Origin of the sequence: uncultured Jannaschia sp. (assembly GCF_947494025.1) — a bacterium.
Lineage (GTDB): Bacteria > Pseudomonadota > Alphaproteobacteria > Rhodobacterales > Rhodobacteraceae > Jannaschia.
Window position 1 is genome coordinate 176391 of record NZ_CANLTQ010000002.1, and the last position, 23215, is coordinate 199605.

Genomic DNA, 23215 nt, shown 5'->3' on the forward strand with positions numbered 1-23215 from the left:
CGCCGTGCCTACGCCGGCCCCCGCCCCGGGTCCAGCGGCGCGATCAGATGCGCGAAGCCGCCCGTCGCTTGCCCCGCGCAAAGCCCGTCCGGCGGCAGCGCGTTCCCCTCGGCGTCCTCGACCGCCCAGAGCGGTGTCCCCTCGGCCCGCAGCACGGCGGCGTAGTGGAACTCGTGCCCCGCCCAGCTTCCCGCGAAGGCGCCGTGCTCGCCGCGAAGCCGACGGTAACCGAGATGCAGCCGCCTTGCGGCGAAGGACGTCTCGAGCCGAAGCAGTCCCGCCATGGCGTGCCGTGCGCCCGCCGCGTCGACTAGTCCGTCGCCCATCACCATGTAGCCCCCGCATTCCCCGTGCACCGCACGGCCCTGGAGCGAGCGCAGGAACCGTGCGTTGCCGGCGAGGCGTCCGGCATGAAGCTCCGGGTAGCCGCCGGGCAGGTAGACGAGGTCGGCCCCCGGCGCGGACTCGTCGGCCAGCGGGGAGAAGGTTCGGATCTCGGCGCCCGCCGCATGCCAGCCGTCGAGCAGGTGCGGATAGGCGAAAGCGAACGCCGCGTCCCGCGCCACGGCGAGGCTCTGCGCCGGGGGCGCGACCGGCCGACGCGTCGCGGCGGCAAGGGGCGCGGCGATGTCCACTATCGAGTCGAGGTCGAGATGCGCGGTCATGAGGCGGGCCGCACCGACGAGGAAAGCCTCGATCCCGGGATGCTCCGCCGCCTGCACCAGACCGAGATGTCGCGATGGCAGGGCCAGGGCGGGGTCGCGCGGCACGGCGCCGAGGACGGGCAGCGGGCAGGCGGCGCGCAGCATCACCTCGTGCCGCGCGCTGCCCACCCGGTTCAGGATCACGCCGGCGACGCGGACCTCCGGGTCGAACCCGGCGAAGCCCGCGACGAGCGGCGCGACCGATTGCGCCATCCGCGCCGCGTCGACGACGAGGACGACGGGCAGCGACAGCATCCGCGCGAGGTCGGCCACCGCGCCGCGCCCGTCGGGCGGCGCGCCGTCGAAGAGGCCCATCGCGCCCTCGACGAGCAGCAGTCCCGGCCCGGCGGCGAGCGAGGCGATCATCTCCGGCGGCATGGCCCAGGCGTCGAGATTGGGGCAGGGCACGCCGCTCGCCGCTTCGTGGAATCGCGGGTCGATGTAGTCCGGCCCGCTCTTTGCCCCGCGGACCGCGATCCCGCGATCGCGCAGCGCGCGCAGAAGGCCCAGCGTGACCGTCGTCTTGCCGCTGCCGGAACCCGGCGCGGCGAGGATCAAACCGGGCATGGCCGCGTCAGCCCGTCTCGGCAGGGCGGCGAAGGTCGAGCGGGTCGAGATCGCGCGGCGCCTCGCCCCGCGCCTGCGCCTGCCAGTCGAGCACCTGCCGCAGCATCACGGCCATGCCCACGCAGATGATCGCCGGCGGCTCCAGCCCGGCGGCGGCGATATCCTCCGTCACCGTCCCGAGCGTCGTCTCGATCGTGCGCTGTGCGTCGAGCGTCGCCGTCGTCGTCACCGCGACCGGTTCGGCGGGCGCGCGCCCCGCCGCGATCAGCTTCGCCGCGATCGTGCCGATATGCTTCATGCCCATGTAGATCACGATGACCTGGCTGCCCCGCGCGATCCCCGCCCAGTCGAGCGCGGCGGGCGCCTCGCCCAGCCTGTCGTGGCCGGTCACGAAGGTCACGGACTGGTTCACGTCGCGATGCGTGACCGGGATGCCGGCATAGGCCAGCCCCGCGATCCCCGCGGTGATGCCCGGCACGATGCGGATCGGGATGCCGTGCTGCACCAGCGTCTGCGCCTCCTCGCCGCCGCGGCCGAAGACGAAGGGGTCGCCGCCCTTGAGGCGCAACACGCGCTGCCCGGCCCGGGCGAGCTCCACGAGGCGGAGGGAGATGTCGCGCTGCCGCGCCGAGGGCTTGCCGCCGCGCTTGCCGGCATAGATGCGCTCGGCCTGCGGCGCCCAGTCGAGCAGCCCCTCCTGAACCAGCGCATCGTAGACGATCACGTCCGCCTGCCGCATGGCATTGAGGGCATGGAGCGTGAGCAGCCCGGGATCGCCCGGCCCCGCGCCGCAAAGCCAGACCCAGCCGGGCTTCAGCTCGGGCCAGTCGCTGGCGGGCAGGTCGGGGGCGCGCGGGTCCATGACCTCTCTATGCCGCGCGGGTGCGGCCGAGGAAAGGCGCCGCCCGACCATTGGCGGCGCGGGGGCGTCATGCGAAGGATCGGCCATGAACCCTGCGCCCGACAGACCCCTCCGCCGCGGCTGGACCACCGGCGCCTGCGCGACGGCCGCGTGCCGGGCGGCGCTGGAGGGTCTCTGGGGCGGCGCGGTCCCGGACCGGGTGACGATCACGCTGCCGAAGGGGGAAACGCCCGGCTTCGACGTAGTGGGCGTCCGGCGCGGCGCGGGCTGGGTCGAGGCCGGCGTGATCAAGGATGCGGGCGACGACCCGGACGTGACCCACGGGGCGGAGATCCGCGTGCGGGTCGCGGCCTCCGCGAGCGGCGTGGTGTTCCGGGCAGGCGAGGGGGTCGGCCGCGTCACCAAGCCGGGCCTGCCGATCCCCGTGGGCGAGCCGGCGATCAACCCGGTCCCGCGCGCCATGCTCGACGAGATCGTGGCGGAGCTTGCGGCGACCCACGGGCGGGCGCCGGATGTGGAGATCACGATCTCCGTCCCCGGCGGCGCGGCGCTGGCGCGGAAAACCTGGAATCCCCGGCTCGGGATCGAGGGCGGCCTTTCGATCCTGGGCACGACGGGGATCGTGCGGCCGTTCAGCTGCGCCGCCTGGATCGCGTCCATCCATCGCGGCATCGACGTCGCGGTGGCCTCCGGTCTGACCCATGTGGCGGGCTGCACTGGGGCGACGTCGGAGCGGGTGGTGCAGGCGCTGCACGGGCTGCCGGACGGGGCGATGCTCGACATGGGCGACTTCGCGGGGGGGATGCTGAAATACCTCCGCCGCCATCCGGTCGCCCGCGTCACGGTCGGGGGCGGGATCGGCAAGATGACGAAGCTCGCGCAGGGGGCGATGGATCTGCATTCGGCGCGAAGCCAAGTCGACCTCGCGCTGCTGTCGGACTGGGCCGGGACCGATCTGACCGGGTGCAACACGGCGCTGGAGGCTGCGACGCATGTGCCGGCACTTGCCGGGATCGTCGCGCGGGAGGCCCGCCTGCGCGTGCGCGGGATGATCGCGGCGCAGGTCGACGTCGTGGTGATCGACCGCGCGGGTATCGTGCTCGCCCATGCGCTCTAGGGTTCTGATCCTTGCGGGAACGGCGGAGGCGCGGCGCCTTTGCGCCGCCGTGGCCGATCGCGACGTGGAGGCCTCCCTCGCCGGCGCGACGGCCGACCCGGCCCCGCTCGGCGTGCCGACGCGCCGGGGCGGGTTCGGCGGGGAGCCGGCGTTCCGCGCGGCGCTCGCGGACGTCGCGGCGGTGCTTGACGCGACGCATCCCTTCGCATGCGCGATGACCGCGCGCGCCGTGCGCGTCTGCGTCGGGATGGGCCGACCCTATCTGCGCCTCATCCGCCCGCCCTGGCCGGTCCGACCGGGCTGCCTCCCTGCGCGTTCGGCCACGGATGTCGCCGCCCGACTGTCCCCCGACGCCCGCGTCTTCCTCGCCACCGGGCCGGGCTCGCTCGACGCTTTCGCGGGCCGGGGCCTCGCGGTCTTCTGCCGCCGGATCGACCCCGCGCCCGAGCGGGACGGCGTGACCTGGATCGTCGGACGGCCACCTTTCGACCTCGCCTACGAGACCGCGCTCTTCCGCGATTTGGGGATCACCGATCTCGTGACGAAGAACGCGGGCGGGGCGACGGCGAAGCTCGACGCGGCGGCCGCTCTCGGGTTAGCCGTCCACGTGATCGAACGGCCGCCATCCGCCGGCGGGGAGGAGAGTCATGACATCCGACGCGCCATCGCTTTCGTCCGGTCCCACGCCGGGCCCCGCCCATAGGGCCGGACGGATCATCGAGGCCGACGACGACGTGGCCGAGGGCGCGGCCTGGCTCGCCGCGCGCGATCCGCGCTTCGCGGAGGCGCTCGAACGGGTCGGGCCGCTTCCGCTCCGGCGCCGCACGGACGGATTCCGGGCGCTGATGGGCGCGATCGTAAGCCAGCAGGTGAGCGTCGCCGCCGCCTCCGCCATCCTCGCGCGCTGCGAGGCGGCGGGGCTCGACGATCCGGCGAACGTCCTCGCCGCCGACGAGGAGACGCTGCGCGCCTGCGGCCTGTCGCGTCAGAAGTGCCGCTACCTTCGCGCGCTGGCCGCGCAGGACATCGACTACGACGCGCTGCGCGAGGCCCATACCGACGAGGTGGTGGCCGTGCTGACGGAGGTGCCGGGGATCGGGCGCTGGACGGCGGAGATCTACGCGATGTTCTCGCTCGGCCATGCCGACGTCTTCGCGCCGAACGACCTTGCCCTGCAGGAAGGCGCGCGGATGCTGCTCGGGCTGGAGGAACGTCCGAAGGAGCGTGCGATGCGCGAGATCGCCGGGGACTGGACGCCCTGGCGCGCGGTTGCGGCCCGTCTGCTCTGGGCCTACTACGCCGCGGAGAAGAAGCGGGAGGGCATCCGGTGAGCTTGAACCACGAACGCCGGGGGCCCGACGCGCCCAAGCGGCTCGTCATCTTCCTGCATGGCTACGGCGCGAACGCGGCCGATCTGATGGGGCTGGCCGACCCGCTGATGCCGCACATGCCCGACACCGCCTTCGCCGCGCCTGACGCGCCGGAGGCGTTGGCGGGCATGCCGGGGAGCTTCCAGTGGTTCCCTATTCCGTGGATCGACGGCTCCACCGAGGAGGTGGCGATGGCGGGGATGGACCGCGCCGTCGACGACCTGAACGCGTGGCTCGACGAGGTGATGGCCGAAGAAGGCGTGACGCCGGCCCAGACCACCCTCTTCGGGTTCAGCCAGGGCACGATGATGACGCTGCATGTCGCGCCCCGGCGGGCGGAGTCCTTCGCCGGACTCGTCTGTTTCTCCGGCCGGCTCCTGAAGCCCGAGTTCCTCGCCGAGGAGGCTGTGAGCAAGCCGCCCGTCCTTCTTGTCCACGGCGACGCCGACGAGGTCGTGCCGGTCGAGTCGCTGCCGCAGGCGGCCGAGGCCCTTGAAGGGGCGGGGTTCGAGCGGGTCTACGCGCATGTCATGAAGAACACGGCGCACGGCATCGCGCCCGACGGATTGCAGGTCGCGGTGGCCTTCATGCGGGACGTCTTCGACATCGCGTGACCGGTGGCGCCCCCCGGGTTCGGTTGCCGGAGAAACGTCACGAACATGTGCGATCGGACCCCCCGATCTGGGCACTTGTCAGCAAGCGTTCGCTAGATATAGTCCCACCCGAGAGGGCCGCGCGCCCGGGGGCCGGGCGGGCCGCTCTCCGATCAGGGAAGCGACCGGATGAGCCTCTTGACCGTCAGCGACATTTCCGCATCCGAGCCGGATTTCCGCAGCGAGTTCGTCCGCGACCCCGCCGGGCTGCGCCATTTCCCCGCCCTCGTCCTGAACGCCGATTACCGGCCGCTCAGCTATTATCCGCTGTCGCTCTGGCCGTGGCAGGACGCGGTGAAGGCCGCCTTTCTCGACCGGGTCACGATCGTGAGCGAATACGAGGAGGTCGTCCGCTCCCCCTCGATCGAGATCCGCATTCCCTCGGTCGTCGTCCTCAAGGATTACGTGCGCCCGCAGAAGGAGGTCGCGTTCACGCGCTTCAACCTGTTTCTGCGCGACGAGTTCCGGTGCCAGTATTGCGGCGCCCGGGGCGACCTGACCTTCGACCACGTCGTCCCTCGCGCGCGCGGCGGCATCACGAGCTGGCAGAACGTCGTCGCGGCCTGCGGCCGTTGCAATCTCAAGAAGGGCTCCCGGTCGCTCAAGCAGGTGGGCTTCACCCTGCGCCGTGCCCCACGACGCCCGGCTACGGGCGAGCTGATGAACCTCGGGCGGAAGTTCCCGCCGAACCACCTTCACGAGAGCTGGATGGATTATCTCTACTGGGACGCCGAACTGGAGGCCTGAGGTCGCGGGAACAGTCGGGGCGCCGGCCCGTTTGCCTCGCGACACGCGAGGAGACGCACCATGCCCAAGCCCGACCTGTCCCGCCGGGGCTTCCTTCATTCGACCGCGCTCGGTCTCGGCGCGCTCGGCCTGAGTGCCGGGACGGCTCAGGCGCAGACGGGCGCGGGCGGCACGCCGCCGGGGCCCGACCTGCCGGTCGAACCGACGGGGCGGCCGCAACCGGCCATGAACGGCCCGAACCCTTGGCCCGCGCCGCCGGGCGAGCGGGTCGGCTGGGCGGTCTGCGGGCTTGGCCATTTCGCGCAGAACTATGTCCTGCCGCATGTGAAGGAGGGCGTGGACAGCCGCCTGACCGGATTGATCTCGGGCACGCCGGACAAGCTCGCGCAGGTCGGCGACGCCTATGCCGTGCCGGAGGCGGCGCGATTCGGTTACGACATGGCAGGGCTGGCGGAGGCCGACGACATCGACGTCGTCTATGTCGTCACGCCCAACGCGATCCACGAGACGAACGTCGTGCGCGCGGCGGAGGCCGGCAAGCACGTCTTCTGCGAAAAGCCGATGGCGACGTCCCCTGCCGCCGGCCAGCGCATGATCGACGCCTGCGCGGCCAACGGCGTGAACCTCGGCGTCGCCTACCGGGCGCATTTCGAGCCGCACAATGTCGAGTTGAAGCGGATGATCGAGGCGGGCGCGCTGGGCCGGATCGAGTTCGTGGCTTCCGACCATCACCGTCCGCTCGACCCGAAGGCAACCCGGGACATCTGGCGCATGCGGAAGGATCTCGCGGGCGGGGGCTCGCTGCCGGATATCGGGATCTATTCGCTGAACGGCCTGATCTGGTTCATGGACGAGGTGCCGAACCGTCTCGTCGCGCAGACCCATGCGCCCGCCTACGACGACGACCGCTTCGCCGAGGTGGAGGGGATCTGCAACGTCCTGCTGGAGTTCCCCTCGGGGCGGCGGGGCCAGATCTCCTCGGGCTACATCGCGTCGAAGAAACGGATCGACGTCTGGGGTTCGGACGGCGTAGCGGTGCTCGACCCCGCGACCAGCTACATGGGCAATTCGCTCAGCGTCTCCCGCGTGGACGGAACCGAGGAGGTGGCGGTCGACGATCCGGATGCCCGGCAGTTCTGGGAGGAGATCGACCACTTCAGCCGCCATGTCCGCGACGGGGCGGAGCTTCGCATCACGGCCGAGATGGGCCTGCGCGACCTGCGGCTGATCGAGGCGATCTACGCCTCCGCCGAACGGGGTGTATGGGTCGAGATCGGCCCCGACGGCGCGATGAAGGGATAGGGCCGCCCGCTCAGACCATCGTCGGCGCGTTCCCGACCCGCGTGGCGAGGCGGCCGACGGTGAGTCCCTGCACGATGATCGAGAACAGCACGACGAAATAGGTGCAGGTCAGCATCAGGGGTTTCCACTCCATGTCGGGCAGCGACAGGACGAGGGCGACGGAAATGCCGCCCTTCAGCCCGCCCCAGGTCATGATCCGCGTGATCCCGTCCTCGAAGCCGGAAAACGGCTTCAGGACGACGACCGGGACGACCACGGCGACGAAGCGCGCGAGGAGGTGCAGCACGATGGCCGCGAGACCGGCCACGACATAACTCGCCTCGAAGGCGACCGCGAAGACCTCGACCCCGATCAGCAGGAACAGGACGGCGTTCAGAATCTCGTCCACGAGCGTCCAGAAGGTGTCCACATGCGCCCGCGTCTCCGCGGACATGCCGTATTTCGTGCCGACGTCGCCGATCAGGAGCCCGGCCACGACCGCCATGATCGGTGCCGAGACATGGAGCCAGACGGCGAGCTGGTAGCCGCCGAACGCGAGCGCGAGCGTGATCAGCACCTCGAGAGGCGGGTCGTCGATGCGCCGCATGACGCGGTAGGTCAGCCATCCGAGCGCCGCGCCGAGGGCCGCGCCCCCGAACGCCTCCTGCACGAAGAGTTGGGCCGCGCCGGCCAGGCCCCCACCATGCGCGTCGCCGGCCGGAAAGGCGATGCCGACGAGAACGAGGAACACGACGTAGCCGACCCCGTCGTTGAACAGGCTCTCCCCCGCGATCTTGGTTTCCAGCGTGCGCGGCAGGGACGCCTGCCGCAGCACACCCAGAACGGCGACCGGGTCGGTGGGCGAAATGAGCGCCCCGAAGACCAGCGCGACGAGGAGCGGCGCGCCGGCGATCCAGGCGAAGCCCAGCCCGGCGATCGCGGTGGAAAGCCCGACACCCAGCGTCGCCATCAGAAGGACGAGGAGCCATTCGCGCTTCAGGTCGGCCACCTTCACATGTAGCGCGCCCGCGAAGAGCAGGAGACCGAGCATCCCCTCGAGCAGCGTCTCGTCGAACTCGATGCCCCGGACGCCGCCGCGGATCTGATCGGCCAGGCCGAGACCGGGCAGGAGGGCGTCGACGAGCATCAGACCGAAGCTCGCCACGAGCGCGACGATCAGGATGCCGATGGCCGAGGGCAGGCGGAGGAACAGGTAATTCACCGCGCCGAACGCGCCGGCCAGCACGACGAGGAGGGAGGCGATGTGCAGGATGTTCATGTCGGTCTCCACCGTCCGGAATGTCGAGTTCGCCCGGCGCAGGCCCGAACCCGTCGAAGGTGAAGCCCGGATACGCGTTCGCCGGCCCCGGTCCGACGCCACCGGCCCCCTCCCGGAAGCGGCGCGGGGTCGAGCGTCGCGATGATGTCGTCCGCGTTCATGCCGATCCCCGTTCGCGCCAGAGAATGTAGAGCCCGGTCGCGATCGTCACGCCGATCCCGGCCATCGCCATCGGGTTCGGAAAGTCGCCGAAAAGGGCGAGGCCGATGATCGCCGCCATCGGGATCTCCAGATACTGCATCGGCGCGAGGGTCGAGGCCGGCGCGTAGCGCAGGGACCACGTCATCATCAGGTGCGCCCCCGTCCCAAGGAGGGCCATGGTCAGCAGAAGGGGGCCGTGGTCCGCGACCGGCGCGAGGTCGAAGGCGCCCGCGCGCGGCAGGACGGCGTAGACAAGCGCGAGGCCCGCCGTCGCCATCGCGCCCGACGCGGCCTGCATCGCGAGCGGGTCGGCTTCCCGCGCGACGCGGCGGGTGACAAGCATGAAGGCCGCGAAGACGAAAGCGACGCCGAGCGGATAGAAGGCCGGCCACCCGACCGCCGCGAAGCTCGGTTGCACGACGAGAAGCGTGCCCAGGAACCCGATGGCGCAGGCCGTCAGGCGCCGGGGCCCGACCTCTTCTCCGAGGAGGAGATGTCCGAACAGGAGAAGGATGAAAGGCATCACGAAGGCGATGGCGATGGCATCCGCCAGCGGTAGCCAGATCAGGCCCGTCACCATGAGCCAGATCCCCGCAATCTGCAGAAACGTGCGCGCCGCCGTCAGGATCCAGCCAAGACGCGACATCCGCCAGCTTCGTCCCGTCGCGTAGACCAGCGGGGCGAGCAGGATCGCCTGCGCGAGGAAGCGGACCGCGACGAGTTGCAGGACGGGAAAGTCCGCCGTCAGAAGCTTCGACACCGCGTCCGACAGCGGCGCGAGGGCGCAGAAGCCGAGCATCAGCGCGACGCCCAACGACGGGCGGTCGACCCACGGCGCCGCCCGGTCGGTCACGCGGTGGGCAGCCGCAGCCGGGCGACGGTGCCCTGGCCCACCTTGCTCTCGATCTCGAAGGTCCCGCCGGAGCGGTTGGCGAAGTCCATTACCATGGCGAGGCCCAGCCCCGTTCCCTCGCCCGGGGGCTTGGTGGTCACGAAGGGCTCGGTCGCGCGGGCAAGGACCGACGGCTCCATCCCCGGCCCGTCATCGGCCACGACGAGGAGAATCCAGGGCGACATGTCGGATGGCGCCGAGGGAGAGCTGATCATCTCGGCCGTCAGGGTGATGATCCCGCCGCGCCTGCCCATCGCGTCGCGGGCGTTGACGACGAGGTTCAGCATCGCGGCCTCGCATTGCGACGGATCGGTATTCAGCCAAAGCGGCCCGCTGGCCCCGATGACAAGCGTGATGTTGGCCGGCAGGATACGCCGGGCGAAGGTGCCGAATTCATCGAGAAAGGGCGCGAGGTCCAGAATCCGTGTATCGCTCGGCGCGCGCCGGCTGGCGTCGAGCAGGCGCCCGACGAGGCGTCCTCCGCGTTCGGTCGCGTCGCCGATCTCCCGCAGCAGCGGGTCGCGTTCGGATTCCGGCACCTCGGACAGAAGGTCGATATTGCCGCGCATGACGGTCAGCAGGTTGTTGAAATCGTGTGCGATGCCGCTGGTCAGCCGTCCGACGGCCTCGCCCTTCTGGGCATGGGCCAGCTCCTCCGTCCGCTCCGAAAGCCGCGCGCGCGTCCGGGCGGTGTTGAGCACCATCGCCGCGAAGTAGATCGTCACCAGGAAACTCGAGACGTGGAGGAAAACCAAGTCGGATGCCGGGATGGTCTTGCTGTAGCCGAACCCCGCGATCGTGAGTTGGGCGCCGAGTCCGACGATCACGGCGCCGATCCGCGCCGCGTCCTGCGACCGGGTGTCGTGACCGATGCAGTTCAGCGCCTGACCGAAGACGAGGAGGCCCGCGGACCACGCGGCGATGGCGGTGGGCCAGAACGCGTTGACCACGGCGAACGCGCCGAAGGCGAGCACGGTGACGCCATGATGCGTGAGAAGGGCGAACAGCATCCGGCTCGTGACGCGGGCCGCCCGGTGAACGCGCGCGACGTGCCGGACATAGGTGAGGTCGGACAGGAAATAGATCGGGGCGATCAGCGCGACCCAAGGCGATCCGCCGAAATAGAGCATCAGCAACACGCCGGCTCCGATCAGTCCGAGGCGCAGCGGACGGACGGATGCCTGTTCCTGTTCGACGGCGAGGAAGTCCGCCACCCGACGGCGGAACTGCCTGTCCTTCAGCGTGGGTGCATGCAACATCCGGCAGCTCCGATCACCCGGACGTTATCACGCGCCCGAGACCGCGCAAGCGCTCCGGCCCCGCGCGGCATGCGATTCCCGCCCGCATCTAGGCGCGCAGGATCGAGCGACCCGCGTAGCGTGCGGTCGTCCCCAGCGATTCCTCGATCCGGATAAGCTGATTGTACTTCGCCAGCCGGTCCGACCGGGCGAGCGAGCCGGTCTTGATCTGCCCGCAATTCGTGGCCACCGCCAGATCGGCGATGGTCGCGTCTTCGGTCTCGCCGGAGCGGTGCGACATCACGCAGGTCATGCGGTTGCGATGGGCGAGCGCCACGGCCTCCAGCGTTTCCGAAAGGGTGCCGATCTGGTTCACCTTCACGAGAAGCGAGTTCGCGGCCCCGCGCTCGATCCCGTCGGCCAGGCGAGCCGGGTTTGTCACGAACAGGTCGTCGCCCACGAGCTGCACCCGGTCGCCAAGCGCCTCGGTCAGCGCGACCCAGCCGTCCCAGTCGTCCTCCGACATTCCGTCCTCGATCGACAGGATCGGGTAGTCCCGCACCAGCGCGGCGAGGTAGTCCACGTTCTCGTCGGAGGAAAGCGTCTTGCCTTCGCCCGAAAGCCGGTAGGCGCCCTCGCGGTAATATTCCGTGGCCGCGCAGTCGAGCGCCAGCATCACGTCCTCGCCGGGGGCATAGCCGGCCTTCTCCACGGCGCGCAGGATGAAGTCGAGCGCATCGCGGGTGGAAGAAAGGTCGGGCGCGAAACCGCCCTCGTCGCCGATCCCGGTGGACAGCCCGGCGGCGGAAAGCTCGCCTTTCAGCGTGTGGAAGATCTCGGAGCCTGTCCGCACGGCGTCGGCCATGGTTTCGGCCGCGACCGGCATGATCATGAATTCCTGGATGTCGATCGGGTTGTCGGCATGCTCGCCGCCGTTGACGATGTTCATCATCGGCACCGGCAGGGTCCGCGCCGACGTGCCCCCGACATAGCGGTAGAGCGGCATGGCGCTCGCCTGCGCCGCGGCCTTTGCCACCGCCATCGAAACGCCCAGGATCGCGTTCGCGCCGAGCCTGCCCTTGTTGTCGCTGCCGTCGGCCTCGATCATCGCGGCGTCGATCGCCTCCTGCTCGGTGGCGTCGAAGCCCTCGATCAGCTCCCGGATCTCGCCGTTCACGGCGGCCACCGCGCCAAGGACGCCCTTGCCCTGGTAGCGAGCCTTGTCGCCGTCACGCCGCTCCACCGCCTCGTAGGCGCCCGTCGATGCGCCCGAAGGCACGGCGGCGCGCCCGAGCGTGCCGTCCTCGAGGGTCACGTCGACCTCCACCGTCGGATTGCCGCGGCTGTCGAGGATCTCGCGGGCGTGGATGTCGATGATGGTGAACATGGGGGGCTCCAGACTTCTGACACCCGGGCCTTACCCTTCGTCGGGCCGATTGGAAAGCCATGCCCGCGGACGGCGCCCGGGGTCGCGCCCTCGCCGCGCCACGCGCGAGGTCGCGCGACGCGTCAGCCGTCGTGCCTGCGACGGACGCCGAACAGCTCGAGCCGGTGGCCCTTCAGGTCGTAGCCCAGGCGCTGCGCGATCCGCTCCTGCAGGGCTTCGATCTCCGGGTCGACGAACTCGATTACCGCGCCCGTTTGCAGGTCGATGAGATGGTCGTGATGGTCGCGCTCGGCATCCTCGTAGCGGGCCCGGCCATCCCCGAACTCCCGCCGCTCGAGCAGGCCCGATTCCTCGAAGAGTTTCACCGTCCGATAGACCGTGGCGACCGAGATGTTCGGATCGAGCGCCGTGGCCCGGGCATGGATCGTCTCCACGTCCGGATGATCGTCGGACGCGTCCAGCACCTGCGCGACGGTGCGCCGCTGTCCGGTAAGGCGCAGATCCTGCGCTTCGCAACGGTCGAGGAGGGAGGGCAGGGCGCTCATGGCCCCGTCCTAGCCGCCGACGCGGCGCCGGACAATCATGTCCCGCAGAACGTGCGCGTCACCCGCTCCGCCTCCGTGGCGGGCTGCCGGTAGGGCGCGTTCGCCTCCGTCTCCCGCCAGGGATCGGCAAGCGCCGCGTTCAGGGCATGGAACGGCGCATGATCGCCCCGATAGGCCGCGGCGATGGCCTCCTCCACGCGGTGGTTGCGCGGAATGACCGCCGGATTGGCGCGAAGCATCGCGGCCCGGTCGGGGTCGCCCGACTGCCATTCCGTGTACCAGCTGTCGAAGCGCGTGGCGTTCACGAACTGATCCCGCGCCGTATCGGGCGCGGTCGCGAGCGCGCGGAACGTGTTGGTGAAGTCCGCCTGCCCCTCGCGCATGATGTCGAGTAGCTGCATGGCGAGCTCCATGTCGTCGACCCCGATCTTCGCGGCCATGACCTCCGTCCAGGCCTCCGCGTAGAGATCGCGGAAGCCCTCCAGCACCTCCGTCGCCTCGGCCACGGCCGCCTTCCGCTCGCCCATCAGCGGCAGCAGCGCGGTGGCCAGCTGCGCGAGGTTCCAGAGCGCGATGTCGGGCTGCTTCGACCAGGCGTAGCGGCCGAACTGGTCGATGGAGGAGAACACCGTGTCGGGGTGGTAGGCCTCCATGAAGGCGCAGGGGCCGTAGTCGATGGTCTCGCCCGAGATGGTCATGTTGTCGGTGTTCATCACCCCGTGCACGAAGCCGAGCCCCATCCAGCGTGCCACGAGGCTGGCCTGCTTCGCCATGACGTGCCGCAGCAGGTCCATCGGCCCCTCCGCCTCTGGCGCGTGGCGGGCGATCGCATAGTCGAGCAGCGCGCGCAGGCCCTCCACATCCTCGCGCGCCGCGAAGACCTGGAACGTGCCCACGCGGATGTGGCTCGACGCGACGCGGGTCAGGACGCCGCCGGGCACGGATCCTTCCTGTCGCAGCACCTCTTCCCCCGTCGTCACGGCGGCGAGCGCCCGCGTCGTCGGCAGGCGCAGCGCGTGCATCGCCTCGCTGACCGCGTATTCCCGGATCACCGGTCCCAGCGCGGAGCGTCCGTCGCCCATGCGCGAATAGGGCGTGGGCCCCGAACCCTTGAGCTGCAGGTCGAAACGCCGTCCCTCGTGGACATGCTCGCCAAGCAGGATCGCCCGGCCATCACCGAGTTGCGGCGACCAGCCGCCGAACTGGTGCCCGGCATAGAGCTGCGCGAGCGGGTCGGCGCCCTCGGGCACGCGGTTGCCGGCAAAGACGTCGATCGCGCCGCGCAGGGCCTCGGGGTCGAGGCCGAGATCACGCGCGAGCCCTTCGTTCAACGCGACCCAGCCGGGCGATTCGACCGGCGTCGGGTTCATCCTGGTATAGAAGCGGTCGGGCAGGCGCGCATAGGAATTGTCGAAGGCGAACATCGGGGCCTCCTTTCTGGATGGAGTGCCAACGCCGGGCGATGCGAGGTGGTTCGGCTGCATCTTTGCTTCTGACATATCCCGGAAAGCGCGAGAGGCTGGCCTCTCGCTCCTACAACCGCGACAGACGCTCGGTCAGAAGGCCGAAGAACCCGTCCGCATCGACGTCCCCGACGAAGAGCGCGTTCGCCGGCCGGTCCGTCACGCCCCACCAATCGGCGACGGTCATGCCGCGGGTGAGGGGCGAGTCCACCTCGATCTCCACATTGACCTCGCGCCCGGTGAAGAGGTCCGGCCGAAGAAGCCATGCGATCACCAGAGGATCGTGAAGCGGCGCGCCCTCCGATCCGTACTTCTCCTTGTCGAACCGCTCGAAGAACCCGGTCCAACCGGCCACGATCTCTCCGATGCGTCCCGCCGCGCGGAAGGCCGCATTGCGGGCGCGCGTCGTCAGCGCCTTGTGCGTCGCGTCGAGCGGCAGGACGGTGATCGGCGCGCCGGAGGCGAAGACGGCGCGCGCCGCCTCGGGGTCGACATAGATGTTGAACTCGGCGGCGGGGGTGACGTTGCCGACCTCGAAATAGGCTCCGCCCATCAGGACGATCCGCTCGATCCGTTCGGCGATGTCGGGGGCGCGTTCGAGGGCGGTGGCGATGTTGGTGAGCGGACCCAGAGGGCAGAGCGTGACCGTTCCGGCCTCCTCCCGCCGTAGCGTCTCGACGATGAAGTCGACCGCGTGCCCCTCGGCGAGCGGCATCGTGGGATCCGGCAGTTCGGCCCCGTCGAGGCCGGTCTTGCCGTGGACGTGCTCCGCCGTCACGAGGTCGCGCGCCATGGGACGGTCGCAGCCGGCATGGACGGGCATGTCGGCCCGGCCGGCGAGTTCGCAGACGATGCGCGCATTGCGGGACGTCAGCTCGAGCGGGACGTTCCCCGCCACCGTGGCGATGCCCAGAACCTCGAGTTCCGGGGATGCGAGCGCGAGCAGGATGGCGACGGCGTCGTCCTGTCCCGGATCGGTGTCGATGATGATCTTCCTGGTCATGACCGACACAGAGACGCCGGCGCCCGGAATGTCCAGCCCCGCCCGGCACGCGGCCGGGCGGGGACCGGAAGCAGGCTCAGCTGCCGGCGTCGAAGTCGACTTCCTCCACGAGCTTCAACGCCTCGGCGCGGTGGCTCGCGATCGCGGTCAGCGGCGTGTCGTCGGGGTCGATCCGGCCCCAGCTCCGCACCAGCTCGGACGGCTCGGCGTCCGGCGAAACAGGGTATTCGTTGACGACGTCGGCATAGATCGCCTGCGCCTCGGGCGAGGTCAGGTATTCCATGAACTCGAGCGCCACGTCGCGGTTCGGGGCCCCCTTGGTCATCGCGACGCCGGAGACGTTCACATGCGTGCCGCTGCCGTCCTCGAAGGTCGGAAAGGCGATCCGCACCGCGTTGGCCCAGGCTTCCTGCTCCGGGTCCTGCAGCATCGCGCCCATGTAATAGGTGTTGCCGATCGAAATGTCGCATTCCCCGGCCCAGATCGACTTGACCTGCGCCCGGTCGTTGCCCTCGGGCGCCTTGGCGAGGTTCGACTTCACCCCTTCGAGCCAGTCGCGGGTCGCCTCGACGCCGTTATGCTCGATCAGCGCGGAGATCAGGCCGATCGTGTAGTCGTGCGTCCCCGAGCGGGTGCAGATGCGGCCCTCCCATTTCGGGTCGGCCAGATCCTCGTAGGTCGTGATCTCGCCGTCGGCCACGCGCTCCTTGCTGGCATAGACGATGCGGGCGCGGGTGGTGACGCCGTACCAGTGGCCGTCGGCATCCCGCATGGCCTCGGGGACGTGCTGCGTCAGATGCTCGCTCTCGACCGCCTGCGTCACGCCTGCGGCCTTGGCTTCCGACAGGCGGGAGATGTCGACGGTGAAGATGAGATCCGCCGGCGAGCGTTCGCCTTCCGCCACCAGCCGCTCGGTGATCCCCTGATCGATATAGACGACGTTCGCCGTATGGCTGGTCGTCGATTCGAAGCCGTCGATGAGCGGCTGGATCAGCTCGGGCTGGCGGTAGGAATAGACATTGACCTCGCCGGCAAGCACCGGGGTGGCGCAGGCCAGGGCCGTGCTGGACAGGATAAGTGCGCGGAGCGGCATGGAAACCTCCTTCTTCGGTTCGGGAGACCTATTCCCGACCAAAGTTGTCAGGTCAATCCCGATTCTTTCGATTGGTCTTTCTCGGCCGCCTTCGCCGCATCCCAAAGGGCGTCCATCTCCGCGAGGTCGGACTGCGCCGGCGATCGGCCCTGTTCGGCCAGCGCATCCTCGATCGCCTCGAAACGGCGGGCGAACTTGGCGTTCGCGGCCCGAAGAGCGTGTTCGGGATCGACGTCGAGATGCCGGGCGAGGTTCGCCAGCACGAAAAGAAGGTCGCCCATCTCCTCCGACACCGCCTCGGACGTGAGCTTGTCGCGCGCCTCGATGAGTTCCGCCGCCTCCTCCTGCAGCTTTGCCAGCACCGCGTCCGTTGCCGGCCAGTCGAAACCCACGCGGGCGGCACGGTTCTGTAGCTTGACCGCTCGCAGCAGCGCCGGCAGCCCCAGCGCCACCCCGTCAAGCGTGCGCCCCTCGCGCTTCGTCGCCCGCTCCCGCGCCTTCGCCGCCTCCCAGTCCGCGACCTGATCCGCGGCCGACTTGTCGCGCGAGGCGTCGCCCCAGATATGCGGGTGCCGGTCCACCATCTTCTGTGCCACGCGGTCGGCCACGGATCCGAAGTCGAAGCGTCCTGCCTCCGCCCCCATCTGCGCGTGGTAGACAACCTGCAGCAGCAGGTCGCCCAACTCCCCCTCCAGCTCATCCCACGCCTCGCGCTCTATCGCGTCGGCGACCTCGTAGGCCTCCTCGATCGTGTAGGGCGCGATCGAAGCGAAGTCCTGCTCGATATCCCAGGGACAGCCGCGCGCGGGGTCGCGAAGGCGCGCCATGATCGCGAGAAGCCGCGGCATCCCGCCGCCCGGTTCGGTGCAGATGCGGTCTTCCGTCTCGTCGGCCATTCACATTCCCCTTTCGCGGGTGTTCTCTACCGCCGCACCAGAAGGAGAGAAAGCCATGCCCGTCCTCAACTCCATCGCCGCGATGGCGCCCGAAATGACGGAATGGCGGCACTGGCTGCACCGCAACCCGGAGCTGCTTTTCGACCTGCCGAAGACCTCGGGTTTCGTCGCCGACAAGCTGCGCACCCTCGGGGTGGACGAGATCCACGAGGGGATCGCCACCTCCGGCATCGTCGCGATCATCGAGGGCCAGGGCGAGGGGCCGACGATCGGCCTGCGCGCCGACATGGACGCACTGCCGATCCGCGAGACCTCGGGCGTCGCCCATGCCAGCGAGACGGAGGGCCGGATGCATGCCTGCGGGCATGACGGGCACACGACGATGCTGCTCGGCGCGGCGAAGTACCTCGCGGAGACGCGCCGCTTCCGCGGCCGTGTCGCGCTGATCTTCCAGCCGGCGGAGGAGGGCGGCGGCGGCGGCGAGGTCATGGTGCGGGACGGCGTGATGGACCGGTTCGGCATCACCCAGGTCTACGGCATCCACAATACGCCGAACGTCGAGGAGGGGGCGTTCTTCACCGCGCCCGGGCCGCTGATGGCCGCGGTCGACACGTTCCATATCGACATCACCGGCAAGGGCGGTCACGGTGCCATGCCGCACGACACGCGCGACCCGATCGCCGCCGCGCTGGGCATCGGGCAGGCGATCCAGACCATCGTCAGCCGCAACCACCGCGCCATCGACGACCTCGTCGTCTCGATCACGCAGATCCATGCGGGCTCCGCCGACAACATCATCCCCGGGCTCGCCTATATGGGCGGCACGGTCCGCACCTTCGACCCCGGCGTGCAGGACATGGTGGAGCGGCGCCTCGCGGAAGTCGTCGCGGGGCAGGCGGCGGCCTACGGGGTCGAGGCGACCTGTCGCTACGAGCGGGGCTATCCGGCCACGATCAACGACGCCGAAAAGGCAGGCTTCGCCGCGGAGGTCGCGGCGGACGTGGTGGGCGCGGACCGTGTCACGGCCGATACCGACCGCGAGATGGGTGCGGAGGATTTCAGCTACATGCTGAACGCCCGGCCCGGCGCCTATCTGTTTCTCGGCACGGGGCCGGGGCCGGTGCTTCATCACGCCGATTACGATTTCAACGACCGCGTCGCTCCCATCGGCGCGAGCTTCTTCGCGCGCATGGTAGAGACCGCGCAGCCGCTTTGACGTCCATGGCCTGACCGGAACGAAAGGCGGCGCGCGGCGCGGGCGTGCGCCAGGCCGGGCTCGTCTCTTCCGTCGTGTCCTGCATGCTGAAGGCGCCGGACAATCCCGACGGCGTGGACGCCGCGGTGTTCAGGCAGATGGAAGGACGGGATCAAGGCCGACCGGCCGGGCTTCCTTCGGGACTTCCTCAGGCACCTCTAGGGCACCGGCTTCCGTTCGCATCCGGTCTCCGACGGTATTCTGCACTGGTCGTGGATGATGGCGATGATGGCGAGCCCGAAGGCCACGCCCGACTGCATCGACGCCTTCGGAAAGACCGGTTTCCGCCCCGACATGGCGGCCGTCACGATGTTCACGCCGGTCGTGCGCGGCACCGGCGACACGACCGCTCCGATCGACCCATAGGGTCGGGCGGCGACAAAGGCCGTCGCGCGGGTGGGGTTCAAGGAGTATGACGATGCGCCGCATGAACTGCCGGCCACGAATGCGGAGCAGCCGACGCAGGACATGCTCGCCTTTCTCGATGGCCAGGACATCGGCGCGCGTCTGGTCATTCCGTGGCGCATGCTAGTTTCGGTCGCATGAAACCAATTCTCCTCTGGCTGCGCCGCGATCTGCGCCTGACCGACAACCCCGCCCTGAGCGAAGCGGCGGAAACGGGGCGGCCGGTCGTGCCGGTCTTCATTCTCGACGAGGTGGTCGAGACCTGGGGCGCCGCGCCCTCCTGGCGGATCGGGCTGGGGCTCGAGGCCATGGCCGGACGACTGGAGGGGATCGGCGCGCGGCTGATCCTGCGGCGCGGCCGCGCGCTGGACGTGCTGCGCGCGCTGGTCGAGGAGACGGGCGCGGAAACCGTCTGCTGGAACCGGCTCTACGTCGCCGACGAGCGCGAGCGGGACACGGGGGTCAAGGCCGCGCTCGAGGCGGACGGGGTCGAGGCGCGGTCGCATCACGCGCATGTCCTGTTCGAGCCCTGGACCGTCGAGACGAAGACGGGCGGCTTCTACAAGGTCTACACCCCCTACTGGAAGAACGTCCGCGACCGCGCGCTGGAGAGACCGCTGGCGCCCGTGGAGGCGCTGACGGCGCCGGAGAACTGGCCCGCTTCGGACGACCTGTCGGACTGGGGTCTCGGCGCGGGGATGGACCGGGGCGCGGCCGTCGTGGCGGGCCATGTTCATGTCGGCGAGCTCGCCGCCCGCGACCGGCTGGTCACGTTCGTGGAGCAGAAGCTCGACCGCTACGTCGCCGGGCGTGACGACCTCGCCGTCGACGGCGCGAGCGGGCTGTCGGAGAACCTGACCTACGGCGAGATCAGCGCGCGGGAATGTTGGTTCGCGGGGCAGAAGGCGCTGCACGAGGGCGAAGGGCAGGCGGAGACCTTTCTGCAGGAGCTGGCCTGGCGCGACTTCGCCCACCACCTCGCCTTTCACACGCCCCGGCTGACGAAGTCGAACTGGCGGTCCGAGTTCGACGCTTTTCCCTGGGACCGGGAGAGCGAACGGGCCGAGGCCTGGCGGCGCGGCGTCACCGGGGTGGAGGTCGTCGACGCGGCGATGCGCGAACTCTACGTCACCGGCAGGATGCACAATCGCGCCCGCATGATCGCGGGATCGTACCTAACGAAGCATCTGATGACGCATTGGCGGCTGGGCTGCGACTGGTTCGCCGACACGCTGATCGACTGGGACCCGGCCTCGAACGCGCTCGGCTGGCAATGGGTGGCGGGGTCGGGACCGGATGCGAGCCCGTTCTTCCGCATCTTCAACCCCGACACGCAGGCGCGGAAGTTCGACCGCCGCCGCCGCTACCGCGATCACTGGCTGAAGGACGACGACTTCTACGCCGCCATCCCGCGCCGCTGGAACATGTCTGCCGACGACACCTATCCCGACGCGCCGATCGTGGGTCTTGCGGAAGGCCGCACACGGGCGCTCGAGGCCTACAGGACACGCGACGACGCCTGATCGGACCCCTGAGGCGTTCCGGACTTGCCCGTCCGGCCGCGCGGTGATGTGGTACGATTACGCGATGGGGGATCTATGGACGCCTTGGCCACGACCGACGGTCAGACGGATCTGCCGCGCTATTTCCGGCAGGCCTTCCGGATGGCGCAGGCCGCGCGCTCCGGACGGATCGACGTGGTCCTCCCCGACGGGCGGCGCTTCCGGCACACCGGGCAGGCGCCGGGCCCTTCCGCCGAGATCCGGCTGCACCGGGGCGACGTGTTCGCCCGGCTGGTGCGCGAGGGCGACAACGGCTTCATGGAAAGCTACATGGACGGGTCCTGGACGACGCCCGACCTGCAGGCCGTGTTCGACTACATCAACAAGGAAGGGGACGTGCTGATCCGGCGGTTTCCCGGCCTGCGTCTCTTTCACGCCTACGAGAAGGTGCGCCACTGGCTCAACCGGAACACGAAGGCACAGGCGCGACGAAACGTTTCGCGGCACTACGATCTCGGCAACGCCTTCTACGCGACCTGGCTCGACGACACGATGACCTATTCCTCGGCGATCTACGAGACCGGACGGGAAAGCCTCGAGGCGGCGCAGACGGCTAAGTACAAGTCCATCGTCGACCGGATGGGGGTGCATCCCGGCGACCATGTGCTCGAGATCGGTTGCGGCTGGGGCGGGTTCGCGGAATATGCGGCCGGCACGCGTGGCCTGCGCGTCACCGGCCTGACGCTGAGCCGGGAGCAGCTGAAATACGCGGTGGAGCGGATCGAGCGGGCGGGCCTTGCCGACCGGGTCGAGTTCAAGCTGCAGGATTACCGCGACGAGACGGGCAGCTACGACGGCATCGCCTCCATCGAGATGTTCGAGGCCGTGGGCCGCGCTTACTGGCCGGTCTATTTCGACGTGCTGCGCGAGCGGCTGCGCCCGGGCCGCGCGGCGACGTTGCAAATCATCATCGTGCCCGACGAACGCTGGGCGATCTACACGCGCTCGGTCGACTTCATCCAGAAATACATCTTCCCCGGCGGCATGTTGCCTGCGCCGATGAAGCTCGCCGAGGAGGTCTCGCGCGCGGGACTGGAAGAGGACGGCTCCGTCAGCCTCGCGCGGAGCTACTCGATCACGCTGCGCCGCTGGTACGAGACGTTCAATGCCCGTTGGGACGAGATCGCGGCGCAGGGCTTCGACGAGCGCTTCCGCCGAATGTGGAACCTCTACCTCGCGGGCTGCGCCGGGGCGTTCGAATACGGGATGTGCGATGTCATCCAGATGACCGTGCGCAAGCCCGCCTGATGCCGAAGCCCGCCGAGTTCGTCGCAGCGATCCCATTCGCGGCGCTGGCATGGATCGTCGCCGATCGGGTTGTGCGGGTGGTCCTGCCGAAGGGCATGCGGAGCGGCCGGTTCCGGGAGACGCATCCCGCTGACGCGCTCCTCGTCGTCTGGCGCGTCGGCGGGCGGGCGGTGAGGACCTGGATGGACTTCCTGTGCCGCGACATCGCGACGATCGCCGATCCGCGGGTCTCCGGAACGCTCTCCGGCGACGGCGCGCGTGTCGGGCTGATCGCGGAAATCGTCGGTCGGGTGACGCGGTGAGTCGGTACTTTCTTTTCGGGACGCTGATGCACGAGGCGCTCCTGACTGACGTTGCGGGCCGCGCCGTCGCCTGTCGACCGGCCGCGCTCGCGGGGTGGCATGTCGAACGCGCGGCCGCCGGCGACTGGCCCGTCCTCGTCCCGGATGGCCAGGCGGAGGGGCTTCTGACGGAGTCGATGGAAGCCGAGGGGCGGGCGCGGCTCGACTGGTACGAGAGCGCGTTCGGCTACCTGCCGGAGGCGGTGGAGGTCGACGGGCCCGAGGGTCCGGTGCCGGCGCTGGTCTATCGTGCGCCCGACGGTTGCGGTTCGGGAAAGGCCTGGTCGCTTGCGGAATGGGTCGCGGCGCATGGCGCACGGACGCGTCTTGCCGCGTCGGAGGTGATGCGCGGGCACGGCACCGTGCGCTTCGAGGAGATCGCCGCGCGGCGCGGCGTGATCCAGGCCCGCGCGCAGGGGATCCTCGCGGCGCGGGAATATCGGCGGCTCGTCACGGTCGGGCAGGACACGCCCGCCTCCGCCGTGAACGTGGCGGAGGTGCGTTATCCCTACGAGGGTTTCCACCGTGTCGAGGAGTGGATCATCGATCATCCGCGCTTCGACGGCAGCCGCTCGGACCGCATCCAGCGCGCCATCAGCCACGTGACCGACGCGGTGACCGTGCTGCCCTACGATCCCGGCCGCGACCGCGTCCTGGTCGTCGAGCAACTCCGTATGGGCGCGCTCGCAAAGGGCGATCCGCAACCCTGGATGCTCGAACCGGTAGCCGGCCTGATCGATGCGGGCGAGACGCCGGTGCGCGCGGCCCTCCGCGAGGCGCAGGAGGAGGCGGGAATGGCGCTCCGTCCGGAGGATCTGCATCTCGTCGGACGCTACTACCCGAGCCCCGGGGGACTCGCGCAGGTGCTGCATTCCTACGTCGCGCTTGCCGATCTGCCAGACGGATCCGGGGGGCTTCACGGGGTCGCTGCCGAGAGCGAGGACATCCGGGCGCATGTCCTTTCCGCGGCCGACCTGATCGCGATGGCCGGCACCGGCGAGGCGGCGAACGCGCCGCTCATGCTCACCGCGCTCTGGCTCGCGCTCAATCGGGATCGCCTGCGCGGTTGAAGCGGCCTCGCGCGGGGTCTAGATCGGGCGGACCAA

The 23215-nt window shown here is 69.9% G+C and carries 24 protein-coding genes; 13 read left to right on the forward strand and 11 right to left on the reverse strand.

Annotated elements, in window-relative coordinates:
* Nucleotides 1-8: 8 nt before the first annotated feature.
* Nucleotides 9-1271 (reverse strand): cobyrinate a,c-diamide synthase, encoded by a 1263-nt coding sequence (locus Q1B08_RS04530; RefSeq protein ID WP_299815402.1) that lies wholly within the window; start codon nt 1269-1271, stop codon nt 9-11.
* A gap of 7 nt (nt 1272-1278) precedes the next feature.
* Nucleotides 1279-2133, reverse strand: coding sequence for a uroporphyrinogen-III C-methyltransferase (gene cobA, locus Q1B08_RS04535; protein WP_299815405.1), 855 nt, complete (start codon nt 2131-2133; stop codon nt 1279-1281).
* An 85-nt stretch (nt 2134-2218) separates the two neighbouring features.
* Between cobA and Q1B08_RS04540 the strand changes: the two genes are divergently transcribed.
* From Q1B08_RS04540 to Q1B08_RS04565, 6 genes are all read left to right on the forward strand, one after another.
* Nucleotides 2219-3250, forward strand: coding sequence for a cobalt-precorrin-5B (C(1))-methyltransferase (locus Q1B08_RS04540; RefSeq protein ID WP_299815408.1), 1032 nt, complete (start codon nt 2219-2221; stop codon nt 3248-3250).
* Nucleotides 3240-3953: a precorrin-6A/cobalt-precorrin-6A reductase gene (locus tag Q1B08_RS04545; protein WP_299815410.1), complete on the forward strand. Its 714-nt coding sequence runs from the start codon at nt 3240-3242 to the stop codon at nt 3951-3953. The genes Q1B08_RS04540 and Q1B08_RS04545 overlap by 11 nt, the downstream gene beginning before the upstream one ends.
* Complete coding sequence (locus Q1B08_RS04550) at nt 3898-4581, forward strand: DNA-3-methyladenine glycosylase 2 family protein (RefSeq protein WP_299815412.1); 684 nt, start codon at nt 3898-3900, stop codon at nt 4579-4581. Before Q1B08_RS04545 ends, Q1B08_RS04550 begins: the two co-directional genes overlap by 56 nt.
* Nucleotides 4578-5234, forward strand: a complete 657-nt coding sequence (locus tag Q1B08_RS04555; RefSeq protein WP_299815414.1) for a prolyl oligopeptidase family serine peptidase — start codon at nt 4578-4580, stop codon at nt 5232-5234. Before Q1B08_RS04550 ends, Q1B08_RS04555 begins: the two co-directional genes overlap by 4 nt.
* Nucleotides 5235-5402: 168 nt before the next feature.
* On the forward strand, nt 5403-6020 hold the full coding sequence (locus Q1B08_RS04560; RefSeq protein WP_299815417.1) for an HNH endonuclease: 618 nt from the start codon (nt 5403-5405) through the stop codon (nt 6018-6020).
* A 60-nt stretch (nt 6021-6080) separates the two neighbouring features.
* The gene (locus Q1B08_RS04565) at nt 6081-7322 is read left to right on the forward strand and encodes a Gfo/Idh/MocA family oxidoreductase (protein WP_299815420.1); all 1242 of its coding nucleotides are present in this window, start codon (nt 6081-6083) and stop codon (nt 7320-7322) included.
* 10 nt (nt 7323-7332) lie between these two features.
* On the opposite strand, the gene Q1B08_RS04570 is transcribed toward Q1B08_RS04565, so the two are convergent.
* The 9 genes from Q1B08_RS04570 to mazG all read right to left on the reverse strand — a co-directional run bounded on the left by Q1B08_RS04570 (nt 7333) and on the right by mazG (nt 17298).
* Complete coding sequence (locus tag Q1B08_RS04570; RefSeq protein ID WP_299815423.1) at nt 7333-8580, reverse strand: sodium:proton antiporter; 1248 nt, start codon at nt 8578-8580, stop codon at nt 7333-7335.
* Between the two features lie 157 nt (nt 8581-8737).
* Complete coding sequence (locus tag Q1B08_RS04575; RefSeq protein WP_299815426.1) at nt 8738-9634, reverse strand: DMT family transporter; 897 nt, start codon at nt 9632-9634, stop codon at nt 8738-8740.
* Nucleotides 9631-10932, reverse strand: coding sequence for an ATP-binding protein (locus Q1B08_RS04580; protein ID WP_299815429.1), 1302 nt, complete (start codon nt 10930-10932; stop codon nt 9631-9633). Before Q1B08_RS04580 ends, Q1B08_RS04575 begins: the two co-directional genes overlap by 4 nt.
* A gap of 88 nt (nt 10933-11020) precedes the next feature.
* Nucleotides 11021-12298 carry a phosphopyruvate hydratase gene (eno, locus tag Q1B08_RS04585; RefSeq protein ID WP_299815433.1) on the reverse strand — a complete coding sequence of 426 codons (1278 nt, stop codon included), beginning with the start codon at nt 12296-12298 and terminating at the stop codon, nt 11021-11023.
* A 122-nt stretch (nt 12299-12420) separates the two neighbouring features.
* Nucleotides 12421-12843 (reverse strand): Fur family transcriptional regulator, encoded by a 423-nt coding sequence (locus tag Q1B08_RS04590; RefSeq protein WP_299815436.1) that lies wholly within the window; start codon nt 12841-12843, stop codon nt 12421-12423.
* A 35-nt stretch (nt 12844-12878) separates the two neighbouring features.
* Nucleotides 12879-14267 carry a protein adenylyltransferase SelO gene (locus tag Q1B08_RS04595; protein ID WP_299815439.1) on the reverse strand — a complete coding sequence of 463 codons (1389 nt, stop codon included), beginning with the start codon at nt 14265-14267 and terminating at the stop codon, nt 12879-12881.
* Between the two features lie 109 nt (nt 14268-14376).
* The gene (locus tag Q1B08_RS04600) at nt 14377-15309 is read right to left on the reverse strand and encodes a nucleoside hydrolase (protein WP_299815442.1); all 933 of its coding nucleotides are present in this window, start codon (nt 15307-15309) and stop codon (nt 14377-14379) included.
* Between the two features lie 76 nt (nt 15310-15385).
* Entirely contained in the window at nt 15386-16402 is a 1017-nt protein-coding gene (locus Q1B08_RS04605; RefSeq protein ID WP_299815445.1) for a Fe(3+) ABC transporter substrate-binding protein, read from the reverse strand.
* Between the two features lie 47 nt (nt 16403-16449).
* Nucleotides 16450-17298 carry a nucleoside triphosphate pyrophosphohydrolase gene (gene mazG / locus Q1B08_RS04610; RefSeq protein ID WP_299815448.1) on the reverse strand — a complete coding sequence of 283 codons (849 nt, stop codon included), beginning with the start codon at nt 17296-17298 and terminating at the stop codon, nt 16450-16452.
* 55 nt (nt 17299-17353) lie between these two features.
* On the opposite strand from mazG, the gene Q1B08_RS04615 reads away from it, so the two are divergent.
* From Q1B08_RS04615 to Q1B08_RS04645, 7 genes are all read left to right on the forward strand, one after another.
* A complete protein-coding gene (locus Q1B08_RS04615; RefSeq protein ID WP_299815451.1) occupies nt 17354-18514 on the forward strand; it encodes a M20 aminoacylase family protein in 1161 nt (386 codons plus the stop codon).
* A 264-nt stretch (nt 18515-18778) separates the two neighbouring features.
* A complete protein-coding gene (locus Q1B08_RS04620; protein ID WP_299815454.1) occupies nt 18779-18919 on the forward strand; it encodes a hypothetical protein in 141 nt (46 codons plus the stop codon).
* A gap of 30 nt (nt 18920-18949) precedes the next feature.
* Entirely contained in the window at nt 18950-19099 is a 150-nt protein-coding gene (locus tag Q1B08_RS04625) for a hypothetical protein (protein WP_299815456.1), read from the forward strand.
* A complete protein-coding gene (locus Q1B08_RS04630) occupies nt 19096-20481 on the forward strand; it encodes a deoxyribodipyrimidine photo-lyase (protein ID WP_299815459.1) in 1386 nt (461 codons plus the stop codon). The genes Q1B08_RS04625 and Q1B08_RS04630 overlap by 4 nt, the downstream gene beginning before the upstream one ends.
* Nucleotides 20482-20556: 75 nt before the next feature.
* Nucleotides 20557-21768 (forward strand): cyclopropane-fatty-acyl-phospholipid synthase family protein, encoded by a 1212-nt coding sequence (locus tag Q1B08_RS04635; RefSeq protein ID WP_299815462.1) that lies wholly within the window; start codon nt 20557-20559, stop codon nt 21766-21768.
* Nucleotides 21768-22070, forward strand: a complete 303-nt coding sequence (locus tag Q1B08_RS04640) for a hypothetical protein (RefSeq protein WP_299815465.1) — start codon at nt 21768-21770, stop codon at nt 22068-22070. Before Q1B08_RS04635 ends, Q1B08_RS04640 begins: the two co-directional genes overlap by 1 nt.
* Nucleotides 22067-23179: an NUDIX domain-containing protein gene (locus Q1B08_RS04645; protein ID WP_299815468.1), complete on the forward strand. Its 1113-nt coding sequence runs from the start codon at nt 22067-22069 to the stop codon at nt 23177-23179. Before Q1B08_RS04640 ends, Q1B08_RS04645 begins: the two co-directional genes overlap by 4 nt.
* The last annotated feature ends 36 nt before the right edge of the window (nt 23180-23215 follow it).

Coding starts and splice junctions, on each gene's coding strand:
- Q1B08_RS04530 (WP_299815402.1), bottom strand. CDS start 1,271: ATGCCCGGTTTGATCCTCGCCGCGCCGGGTTCCGGCAGCGGCAAGACG.
- cobA (WP_299815405.1), bottom strand. CDS start 2,133: ATGGACCCGCGCGCCCCCGACCTGCCCGCCAGCGACTGGCCCGAGCTG.
- Q1B08_RS04540 (WP_299815408.1), top strand. CDS start 2,219: ATGAACCCTGCGCCCGACAGACCCCTCCGCCGCGGCTGGACCACCGGC.
- Q1B08_RS04545 (WP_299815410.1), top strand. CDS start 3,240: ATGCGCTCTAGGGTTCTGATCCTTGCGGGAACGGCGGAGGCGCGGCGC.
- Q1B08_RS04550 (WP_299815412.1), top strand. CDS start 3,898: ATGACATCCGACGCGCCATCGCTTTCGTCCGGTCCCACGCCGGGCCCC.
- Q1B08_RS04560 (WP_299815417.1), top strand. CDS start 5,403: ATGAGCCTCTTGACCGTCAGCGACATTTCCGCATCCGAGCCGGATTTC.
- Q1B08_RS04565 (WP_299815420.1), top strand. CDS start 6,081: ATGCCCAAGCCCGACCTGTCCCGCCGGGGCTTCCTTCATTCGACCGCG.
- Q1B08_RS04570 (WP_299815423.1), bottom strand. CDS start 8,580: ATGAACATCCTGCACATCGCCTCCCTCCTCGTCGTGCTGGCCGGCGCG.
- Q1B08_RS04580 (WP_299815429.1), bottom strand. CDS start 10,932: ATGTTGCATGCACCCACGCTGAAGGACAGGCAGTTCCGCCGTCGGGTG.
- eno (WP_299815433.1), bottom strand. CDS start 12,298: ATGTTCACCATCATCGACATCCACGCCCGCGAGATCCTCGACAGCCGC.
- Q1B08_RS04590 (WP_299815436.1), bottom strand. CDS start 12,843: ATGAGCGCCCTGCCCTCCCTCCTCGACCGTTGCGAAGCGCAGGATCTG.
- Q1B08_RS04595 (WP_299815439.1), bottom strand. CDS start 14,267: ATGTTCGCCTTCGACAATTCCTATGCGCGCCTGCCCGACCGCTTCTAT.
- Q1B08_RS04600 (WP_299815442.1), bottom strand. CDS start 15,309: ATGACCAGGAAGATCATCATCGACACCGATCCGGGACAGGACGACGCC.
- Q1B08_RS04605 (WP_299815445.1), bottom strand. CDS start 16,402: ATGCCGCTCCGCGCACTTATCCTGTCCAGCACGGCCCTGGCCTGCGCC.
- mazG (WP_299815448.1), bottom strand. CDS start 17,298: ATGGCCGACGAGACGGAAGACCGCATCTGCACCGAACCGGGCGGCGGG.
- Q1B08_RS04615 (WP_299815451.1), top strand. CDS start 17,354: ATGCCCGTCCTCAACTCCATCGCCGCGATGGCGCCCGAAATGACGGAA.
- Q1B08_RS04620 (WP_299815454.1), top strand. CDS start 18,779: ATGATGGCGAGCCCGAAGGCCACGCCCGACTGCATCGACGCCTTCGGA.
- Q1B08_RS04630 (WP_299815459.1), top strand. CDS start 19,096: ATGAAACCAATTCTCCTCTGGCTGCGCCGCGATCTGCGCCTGACCGAC.
- Q1B08_RS04635 (WP_299815462.1), top strand. CDS start 20,557: ATGGACGCCTTGGCCACGACCGACGGTCAGACGGATCTGCCGCGCTAT.
- Q1B08_RS04640 (WP_299815465.1), top strand. CDS start 21,768: ATGCCGAAGCCCGCCGAGTTCGTCGCAGCGATCCCATTCGCGGCGCTG.